The organism is Bradyrhizobium sp. 141 (assembly GCF_023074055.1).
Classification (GTDB): Bacteria; Pseudomonadota; Alphaproteobacteria; order Rhizobiales; family Xanthobacteraceae; genus Bradyrhizobium.
Genome location: NZ_JADPKR010000030.1, coordinates 19,672 through 27,768, shown reverse-complemented (window position 1 = coordinate 27,768; position 8,097 = coordinate 19,672). Strand labels below are relative to the sequence as shown.

At 61.5% G+C, this 8,097-nt stretch carries 9 protein-coding genes and 2 pseudogenes; 4 read left to right on the top strand and 7 right to left on the bottom strand.

Annotation, left to right across the window (positions count from 1 at the left end):
- Positions 1 to 118: 118 nt before the first annotated feature.
- The 3 genes and pseudogenes from IVA81_RS11010 to IVA81_RS11000 all read right to left on the bottom strand — a co-directional run.
- Positions 119 to 738 (bottom strand): annotated as a pseudogene (locus tag IVA81_RS11010) (DNA polymerase/3'-5' exonuclease PolX); the annotation flags it as partial.
- 2 nt (positions 739 to 740) lie between these two features.
- On the bottom strand, positions 741 to 1,256 hold the full coding sequence (locus IVA81_RS11005; protein WP_247316134.1) for an inorganic diphosphatase: 516 nt from the start codon (positions 1,254 to 1,256) through the stop codon (positions 741 to 743).
- Between the two features lie 429 nt (positions 1,257 to 1,685).
- A complete protein-coding gene (locus tag IVA81_RS11000) occupies positions 1,686 to 1,949 on the bottom strand; it encodes a hypothetical protein (protein WP_247316124.1) in 264 nt (87 codons plus the stop codon).
- A 44-nt stretch (positions 1,950 to 1,993) separates the two neighbouring features.
- Here IVA81_RS11000 and IVA81_RS10995 point away from each other — a divergent pair, with 44 nt between their 5' ends.
- The 3 genes from IVA81_RS10995 to IVA81_RS10985 all read left to right on the top strand — a co-directional run bounded on the left by IVA81_RS10995 (position 1,994) and on the right by IVA81_RS10985 (position 3,324).
- Complete coding sequence (locus tag IVA81_RS10995; protein WP_247316122.1) at positions 1,994 to 2,188, top strand: YhjD/YihY/BrkB family envelope integrity protein; 195 nt, start codon at positions 1,994 to 1,996, stop codon at positions 2,186 to 2,188.
- Positions 2,189 to 2,293: 105 nt separating this feature from the next.
- Complete coding sequence (locus IVA81_RS10990; protein ID WP_247316113.1) at positions 2,294 to 2,920, top strand: hypothetical protein; 627 nt, start codon at positions 2,294 to 2,296, stop codon at positions 2,918 to 2,920.
- Entirely contained in the window at positions 2,836 to 3,324 is a 489-nt protein-coding gene (locus tag IVA81_RS10985) for a hypothetical protein (RefSeq protein ID WP_247316111.1), read from the top strand. Before IVA81_RS10990 ends, IVA81_RS10985 begins: the two co-directional genes overlap by 85 nt.
- A gap of 1,103 nt (positions 3,325 to 4,427) precedes the next feature.
- Here the strand turns inward: IVA81_RS10985 and IVA81_RS10980 are convergent.
- The 3 genes and pseudogenes from IVA81_RS10980 to IVA81_RS10970 all read right to left on the bottom strand — a co-directional run.
- On the bottom strand, positions 4,428 to 4,820 hold the full coding sequence (locus IVA81_RS10980; RefSeq protein WP_247316109.1) for a response regulator: 393 nt from the start codon (positions 4,818 to 4,820) through the stop codon (positions 4,428 to 4,430).
- Between the two features lie 389 nt (positions 4,821 to 5,209).
- Positions 5,210 to 6,160 (bottom strand): IS3 family transposase, encoded by a 951-nt coding sequence (locus IVA81_RS10975; protein ID WP_247316107.1) that lies wholly within the window; start codon positions 6,158 to 6,160, stop codon positions 5,210 to 5,212.
- Positions 6,127 to 6,279, bottom strand: a pseudogene (locus IVA81_RS10970) (transposase); the annotation flags it as partial. The pseudogene IVA81_RS10970 and the gene IVA81_RS10975, both read right to left, overlap by 34 nt.
- A 962-nt stretch (positions 6,280 to 7,241) precedes the next feature.
- On the opposite strand from IVA81_RS10970, the gene IVA81_RS10965 reads away from it, so the two are divergent.
- The gene (locus tag IVA81_RS10965; RefSeq protein ID WP_247316105.1) at positions 7,242 to 7,508 is read left to right on the top strand and encodes a hypothetical protein; all 267 of its coding nucleotides are present in this window, start codon (positions 7,242 to 7,244) and stop codon (positions 7,506 to 7,508) included.
- A 197-nt stretch (positions 7,509 to 7,705) separates the two neighbouring features.
- On the opposite strand, the gene IVA81_RS10960 is transcribed toward IVA81_RS10965, so the two are convergent.
- Positions 7,706 to 8,077, bottom strand: coding sequence for a hypothetical protein (locus tag IVA81_RS10960; RefSeq protein WP_247316094.1), 372 nt, complete (start codon positions 8,075 to 8,077; stop codon positions 7,706 to 7,708).
- Positions 8,078 to 8,097: the final 20 nt, after the last annotated feature.

The window sequence follows — 8,097 nt, the reverse complement described above, 5'->3', positions numbered from 1 at the left end:
GCTCGCAGTATCGAACTCCTCGTTGATCCCAAAGCTCTACCGGAGTTAATCTGACCGCCTCAACCCAACCGGTCAAAATCACTGTGAAAAGCAACTAGTAGGAGCCTCGGCCACGATGGGAAAAATCGCCGACGAGTTCGCAGCCGCGCCGGAAATCGCCGGCGACGGGTCAGGCGCGTCAGTTCGGGCCGGGCGCGGCGGAGCGTTTCCGCGGCGTGCTCCAGAAGGGCCGCGGCACGGTGCATGTGAAGCCGGCCTTGGCTGCTGTGCGCGATGGCAAGGTTCTGGAGAATCTTGGTCTGCAGCGCTGCGCCGAGCCCCTTGATCTTCCGTATCTGATCCTCTTTCGCGGCCGCCTCGAGTTCGGCGAGCGGTCCTTGTACAGCCGCAGCACCTTCTCCGGACGGAGGCCCGGTACAGTCAGCATCTCGAGCACGCCGGCGGGGATTCCTCCCGGAGCTTCTCGAGCCTCGGATGACTGCCGGTCCGGTGCAGCGTGGTGATGATATCGGCGATGGCATCGCCGACGCCAGGGATTTCGGTGAGACGACCTTCGGCAATCAGCACATCGAGAGGGAGGGCGAGGGCGGCCAGGCTATCCGCCGCGCGCGAATAGGCCTTGGCTCGATATGGATTGCCACCGCGCAACGCGGTCCGCTGCGCGTATTCGCGAAGCAGCGTAACTACTACCTTTGCGTTTCGCCCTTCGACACCCCTGTTTCCCGAGACGGTCTTGATCCCTACCGAGACAGGCGCTTGATCGTCTTTATCGCGCGGGCGGGACCGCGCCAGCCTAGGAATTCGAGCTTCTTGTCCTCGAGCGCATTCGTGGCGTGGAAGAACTGCTCCAGCTCCTGGCGTGTACGGGCTGGAATGTGGCGGATATCCTGGAGATCGGTTTCTAGAGGGGAGCGGTCCGGCACCGCAAATACGCGGTCGTTCCTCTCCTTCTTGCCTTTAGACTGCTGCTCGAGCTCGAGGATTCCCACAGGCCTGCATCGAAGAACAACGCCGGGGTAGGTCTGCGCGTCGTGAATCACCAGGACGTCGAGAGGATCGCCGTCTTCCGCCTCGGTCGACGGAATGAAGCCCCAGTCGTAAGGATAGGTAAGGCCGACCGTCAAAGGCTTTGCGAGCGTGAACACACGCAACTCCGGATCGAAGTCCAGTTTGCAACTGCTACCGCGCGGAGTCTCGACGACGGCGTAGATGGACTGATCGTCGGCCCAAGTCGGAATCTTCAGGAAATTCGTCATGTGAGTGTCTTAGTCCGCCCGGCTTCGAGCTTACCGATGGCAGCCGGGTTTGTTGATGGCCATCGTCGATCCTTGCGCCGGAATTTCGTAGCGAGGATCAACGTGACTGTGCAGGGCTAGTTCCGGCGTTCGGAACGCATCGTTTCAGCGGACGTTCATCCTCACGTCCGCGCGCGTGGGCGCAGCCAATGAACCCAGCGAAACACATGGGATGCCTCTGGCGGATTTTGAAGGCGGCGGTGTCTGGCTTTCTGGCCCACGACGCCCTGAGCCGTGGCGCGGCTATCGCGTTCTAAGCCGCGACTTGACTGGCGCCGGTGCTTCTGATCGTGGTTGCGGTCGCGGGTCTCCTGTTTAGACAGGACGCCGCCCGTGGCGCGGTCAGCGAGGAGCTCGGCCAGTTGCTGGGCCCGACCGGCGGCGACCTTATCAATCCATCCTGGAACGATCGCGCGATCCGGGCTCCGGAACCATCGCGACGATTCTCGGCCTCGCCACCGTGCTAATTACCGCTTCCGGCGTGTCGGCGAGATGCACATGGCGCTGAATGCGACCTTCAAGGCCAAGCCGAGCGACGAGCCGATCTCTCCGGACCCGTGCCGCAGCCTGGGCCTGGTCGCGGCGCTCGGCTTCAGGCTGGTAGTGTCGCTTGCCGCGAGCGCCGCCCTTTCCGCGCTCGGTCACGTTCTTCAAGGGCTGTTCGCCGGAAAGATCTTGCTGGCCGTCCTCAACACGTCGTGTCGCTCGCCATCTTCACGCTGTTGTTCACCGCCATTTACAAGCTGCTTCCCGACACGGCGATATCCTGGCGCGAACTTGTGCTGGGCGCGTTCGTCACGGCCGTGCTGTTCGCCGTTGGAAAGTCGCTGATCCGGGTCTATCTTGGCCGCGCGGCGCTCAGTTCGCACTATGGCGCGGCCGAATCGTCCTGATGTTCTGGACGTACTATTCTACTCAGATAGTCCTCTTCCGAGCCGAGCTCACCATCGGATCGCCGACAAGCGCGCACCCGCCGATTGCCGTGCTAACATTCCATAATGAAGATTATGCGAATCAACAAAGCCGAAACTGGTGATGTCATCGAGGTCAGCTCGCCGCGCGGAAACTTCATCCTGCAATCCGCGGAATGGCCCGTGGCGCTGCTCAGCGCCGGAATTGGCGCCACGCCGGTGCTGGCGATGTTGTCGGCGCTGGCGGAAGCGCGCTCCCAACGGTCGATCGTGTGGCTGCATGCCGCGCGCGACCGGCAGCATCATCCGTTTGCCACTGAGGTCCGCCGTCTGGTCGCCCGTCTTGGCATCTTCAAGGATGAGGATGAACGGCGCGATGCTGACATGGGGAAGAGGTTCGGTTCCATTGTTGACGCCACACTGACGCGTGAGGCCGTGGTCACCACTGATGACAGCCGGTGGTCTGTCATTGAAGCTGTCGCTCGCGATCTGACGAAGGGCGTGGAGAAGCTGGCGCGGAATGCCGACGCTGACTTCACCCCTGACACCTACGTCAATCGCTTTCCGCCGCCGACTGCCCTGCAAGTCAGCACCCAGACGGGCAAGTCGTTGACCGGGCTTGCCGACGCTTGGCAACACCGCTGGCCAGAGGGGTTCGTCCCCGTGATGCGAAGCGGTGGAAGAATGTCGTTCGCCGCTTCAAGGAGTGGCTGACCCATGATGACCTCAGCCGGGTTACACCGGAGAAGGTTCAGGCTTGGGGCGACGAACGTAGCGCGACCGGCACCGCGCTCAAGACCATCAATGACACCGACTTCGCAGCACTGAGGGCGGTGTCTGGATGGGGCAAGAAACGCGGATGGTTGCCAAGCAATCCCGCGCTGGAAGCCAAGATCGAGGGACGCGGGAAGAAGATCACCCGCGAGAAGTGGTTCTTGGAAAGCGAGAGGGCCGCGATCCTCAATTCAGCGCTGGCTGTCCAAGGCACCAAGCGGGAGAACCCCAAGACCACTGCCGCCAAGCGCTGGGTGCCATGGCTCTGCGCCTACTCGGGGGCGAGGGTTGTTGAGATGATCCAGTTGCGCAAGGAGGACGTGCGGCGCGAGGGCGGTGGATGAGTGATCCGTATCAATCCTGATGCCGGGGATACCAAGACCAACGATTACCGGGATGCCCCCGTCCATGAGCATTTGATCGCAGTAGGCTTCATTGAGTTCCTATAGCAATCAAAGCCCGGCCATCTGTTCTGCGACACTGGCGAAGATGGCAGCACTGCCGGCCCCCCTGAAGGCGTCTACAAACGTATCTTCACGCTGGTGCGCAGCGTCGTAACTGATCCTCGCGTCAGTCCAACCACGCATGGCGGTACACGTTCAAGGTTCACGGCCACGACGCCGGCTTGGACCCGCTGACGGTTGACGCGATCTGCGGACATGCCGCCCGGACGCAGGGCGAGGCATACAGAGGCATCACCGTCAAGAAGCGGATGGAAGTGACTGCCGCGTTTCCGCGATACAAGCTGACCGGCATAGAGCGAGCAGCAGCGTAGGTCCACTACCTAAGCACGAGCCGCAGGCCGGCGCAGACCGACCCAGCGGTTCTCAAGACAACCTTCAGCCAACGACCACCGCTAGGTTGGACGAACTGTCGAGGACGAACTCCTCGGTTTTTTCCGTGGATCAAGGGGCTCTTCGGCCTGGAGCAAGCGCCCGGCAAACCCAGTTCGCAGCAGTGCCCGCTCGGCACATAGATGTCGCGCGTGGCCGATGGCCCTGTCGGCGCGGTTGAGGAGTTCCTCAGTCTGGATGTCAGCAACCGGGGCCATCGCGCTCACCTATGCCGAAGCAGGCGGGAGCGCGAAACGGTCTCTCAGTCACCGATGCCTACTCGCAGAGCCTCAGCCGGTGATGGCAGGAAATATACACGAATGACGGGCGTGTGGCACATTAATTCGGGCCACTTACGCGGTGGGAGTGTCTGGATCGCTAGGAGGAGGCGGATCGTAGTGACGATCCCCCAGAAAAACGGTGACGTGTTCGCTCTCCTTTAAAACCTGGCGCGATTGCAGCAGCTGCTCATGGCAGCGAGACAGCATCTCGAAGTCAAAGGGCGAAGTTCTGTAGATGATCCGGGTCGGAGACGGTTTGTCGGGCATGGGTCTCAAGCCGTGCACTAGGACTGTCCAAAAAAAATAGCGCCCGACGTGCCAATTTTCAACAGGCTAGTCGGCTACGGCAACCGACCGACAATGCCTGGCAACATCATTGACAAGCAGTTGAAGGTCGTAAGGTTTCTCCCATCTTGACACTTCCTTGAACCGCTCAGGGAGTACCTCGGCGCTATAACCGGTCGCAAAGATGAAGGGTATGTTGCGGCGCATCAACTCGTCTGCAACGGGATAGGCGGATTTATCTCGGAGATTGATGTCGATGATAGCTACATCGAACTTAAAATTCGCCGCCCGCTGCATCGCCTCGAACAGATCGCCAAACGGCCCAATCACCTCAGCACCGTGTTCCTTCAACGCTACCGCGAGATCGGAAGCGAGGAAGTACTCGTCTTCCACGATGAGGACGCGGCATCCACTAAGACAGGAGGTATGATAGCCGGACATGATCCGCTCCTGTTTGTACCCTATCAACGCGGGCCTCGTGTTCAGGTTCCGCCCTTCCGCACGTCGCCTTGGGGCTAATAGCTGTGCCTTCCGGGGCCCAAAAGCAGCCACCAGCGTTTGTCCGGCCGATGTCGGAGGTTACTGTTGTTTGTCGTCGGGCGGTCAGCCCGGTGCATTCCCGCGTGGCGGCTCGCGATGTTCTACGGGAAGCTGTAGGATTGGATAGAGAGTCACTGGCGCGTTCGCTGGCGTTGACCTTGCCCCCAGGTTTTATCCAGTTCTGAGTTCGCCCGTGCCGTTGGATTTGCCCGGTTGGGCGGTGGCAGCGACGGGAGCTGGCGCGGAGCCTTCGGCATAGCGCAGCGCCAGATCCCGGCGCGGGTGGCAGGTCATCGCGAACTCGGACGGGTTCTCCATCCGAGCTGCGAGTGTGGTCTTGTGTCGTTGTAATCGGCCCGCCAACTTCCAAGTGTGACGCGGGCTTGTGCCAGTGACGTGAACAACGTCTCGTTCAACAGCTCATCCCGCAGCCGGCCGTTGAAGCTCTCGATGAAGGCGTTCTGCATGGGTTTGCCCGGCGCGATGTAGTGCCATTCGACACGGCTTTGGTCGGCCCACACCAGGATGGCGTTGCTGGTGAGTTCGCTGCCGTTATCGCTGACCACCATCCTGGGCTTGCCGCGCTCGATCATCAGCCGGTCCAGTTCCCGCGCCACGCGGATGCCGGAGAGCGAGGTATCGACCACCAGCGCCAGGCACTCACGGGTACAATCATCGACGACAGTCAGGATGCGGAAGCGGCGGCCGTCGGTCAGCTGATCCGACACAAAGTCGAGCGACCACCGGTCGTTCGGCGTCATCGGAACCAGCATCGGCGCCCTGGTCCCGATCGCCCGCTTGCGGCCACCACGGCGGCGCACCGTCAGCTTCTCTTCCCGATAGAGCCGGAAGAGCTTTTTGTGGTTGATCAGATAGCCCTCCCGCCTGAGCAGAACATGCAGCCGCCGATAGCCGAAGCGGCGGCGCTCCTGGGCGATCGCCCTCATGCGTTGGCGAAGGCTGGTATCGTCAGCCTGGGTCGTCCGGTATCTCATGGTCATGCGGCAGCAGCCGATGGCTTTACACGCCCGCCGTTCGCTCATCCCATGGGCATCCACCAGATGAGCGACAGCTTTCCGCTTCCCCGCGGGCGTCACCACTTCTTTCCCACGAGATCCTTCAGCGCCGCATTGTCCAACATGGCGTCTGCCAGAAGCCGCTTCAGCTTCGTGTTCTCGTCTTCCAGCGACCGCAGTCGCTTGGCCTCCGAGACGTCCATCCCGCCGAACCTGGCCTTCCATTTGTAGATGCTGGCGTCGCTTACACCATGCTTGCGGCAGAGATCGGCGACCGGAATCCCCGCTTCGTGCTCCTTCAAAATCCCGATGATCTGTTCTTCCGTAAACCGCTTGCGCTTCATGCTCTGGTCCTCGGCTTGGGCCAGAACGAACTTCAAACTGGATTAAGCCCGAGGGGCAAGGTCACCAGGTTCAAATACAAGCCGTCCAACGCCTCCGGCTTCAGAGCTTTCCTCATCAAAAATTTTACGGTCGAGGAATACTTCGCTCGCCGCGCCCAGGAGGAGGCGCCACAAAATATCCTGGAATCGAAGGGCTACGTGTCGGCCCATATCCGGAAATGGCTCATCCAGGCCGGATTGCCTCCCACGCCCGAAGAAAGGCGGAATTTTCGCGACGTCAGCCGGAGGCCTATGAGTCCCGGCGAGCTGCAGAGACCGCGGGCCGGACCGAATAGTCCCCAGCTTGAGGCGACGCGTGATCGGAGGCTTTGAGGACGAGCGGGTTGCACCCTCGAGAGCTCCATTCAAGCCTTCCCTGACGGCTCAATGATGGCAATTTGAACCGTCCACGGTGCTAACACCTTGGTTCACCGTCAATTACCGGCGTTCGAGAAAGGCCTGTGTGAAGGACTTCTGCGCTGTTGAAAACCGATGGCGGAGAGGGAGGGATTCCCATCCGTCCGCCGCCGAAACGCGAAAAACACTGTAAAACAAGCATTCCCGCCAAAGGCCGGCGGAGGTTTGCGACCACCGCCGTGTACTACCTTACGGGGTCGGCAAGGACTCGAATTTCAGGCTCTTTGGGGGCGGGCTGGGGCGCGACGCGAGGTTCGGGCCGTTTCGAGGCATGTCTGATCGATCGACGCCTGGGCAGCATCTCCGTCGGACCGATGGCGAAGCAGGCAGGCTGGCATGCCCGTCGCCTGCCTCCTGCAAGCGGGCATCGGATGGCGTAGCCACTTTCCACATTTCGGCGGAACAGGTGGACAAGCGGCAGCTGCCGCGATTCGAATCCCAGCTCTGTGCTAACCGCCCGGAACGGACGGGGGACTCAAGGATTCGTCCCGGCAGGAGCGGTTTCGATGCCGACGACGAAGGAAAGGCGCCCGGCGATCCGGACGCTGCGCGGCTGGGCGATCTCGGTGCTGCAGGAAGCCGGCGCCATCCGGGAATGCGAGGAGCACGGCTGGATGCGGGACCGTGCCGACCCGCACGCCCGCAAGCGCGCCCTCGACATCGCACGTCGGAATCCGCCGGCCGGCGTCCCTCCGGAGGAGGCGGCAGCGGAGGTGCGGGGCGTGCTGGATTCGATCGGCGACACCTGCCCCGAGTGCCCGCCGGAAGATTGACCGGGCCGGCTCTGGCGACTACCGGCCGAGACGGTTCTCGACCCGTTTGCGGCTGGTGCCGACCTTCTTGACCGCCTTCATGGCCGGGGCGGACCGCCTCCTCAACAGGATGGCCGACCCGAAGGCCAACAGTATCCCTGGCCATAGAACCGCTGATTGCTTCAGCTGCATGCGCTGAGCCTTTCAGAGCAACCGCCCTATTCCATTGTGTATCTGGCCGTTAGCGAATGACCATGCAGATTGCCGGAAAAGACGACGACCGCTTTTGGCGTGAGTTCGGTCTGAAGTTTTCCAGTCATTAGGTTCGGGCTGGCTGGAGAGAGCGGAACCGTGACCGTCTTGCCGCCGTCCTGAATCGTTGCGCGCCCTCGCATATCCTTGGTCGAAAGCGGTGACCCGTCATCGTCCCCCACATAGAAGACGATATCCAGCCCCTTCCGCACGAACTCGATCGGGTGTCCTTGCGACTTGACGACCCGGCCACCGTTGCTGCCCTTTGTCTGTGCAGCAGCAAGTTGAGGCATGGCCGCAATCACGGCGATCACGGCTGGAAAGATGTATTTTCGCATTTTGGCTCCTTTGGCGGATG

Bases quoted from the DNA above. Each gene is read 5' to 3' on its own strand.
- IVA81_RS11005 (WP_247316134.1), bottom strand. From the start codon at position 1,256: ATGACGAATTTCCTGAAGATTCCGACTTGGGCCGACGATCAGTCCATC.
- IVA81_RS10990 (WP_247316113.1), top strand. From the start codon at position 2,294: ATGAAGATTATGCGAATCAACAAAGCCGAAACTGGTGATGTCATCGAG.
- IVA81_RS10980 (WP_247316109.1), bottom strand. From the start codon at position 4,820: ATGTCCGGCTATCATACCTCCTGTCTTAGTGGATGCCGCGTCCTCATC.
- IVA81_RS10975 (WP_247316107.1), bottom strand. From the start codon at position 6,160: ATGGAAGGCCAGGTTCGGCGGGATGGACGTCTCGGAGGCCAAGCGACT.
- IVA81_RS10965 (WP_247316105.1), top strand. From the start codon at position 7,242: ATGCCGACGACGAAGGAAAGGCGCCCGGCGATCCGGACGCTGCGCGGC.
- IVA81_RS10960 (WP_247316094.1), bottom strand. From the start codon at position 8,077: ATGCGAAAATACATCTTTCCAGCCGTGATCGCCGTGATTGCGGCCATG.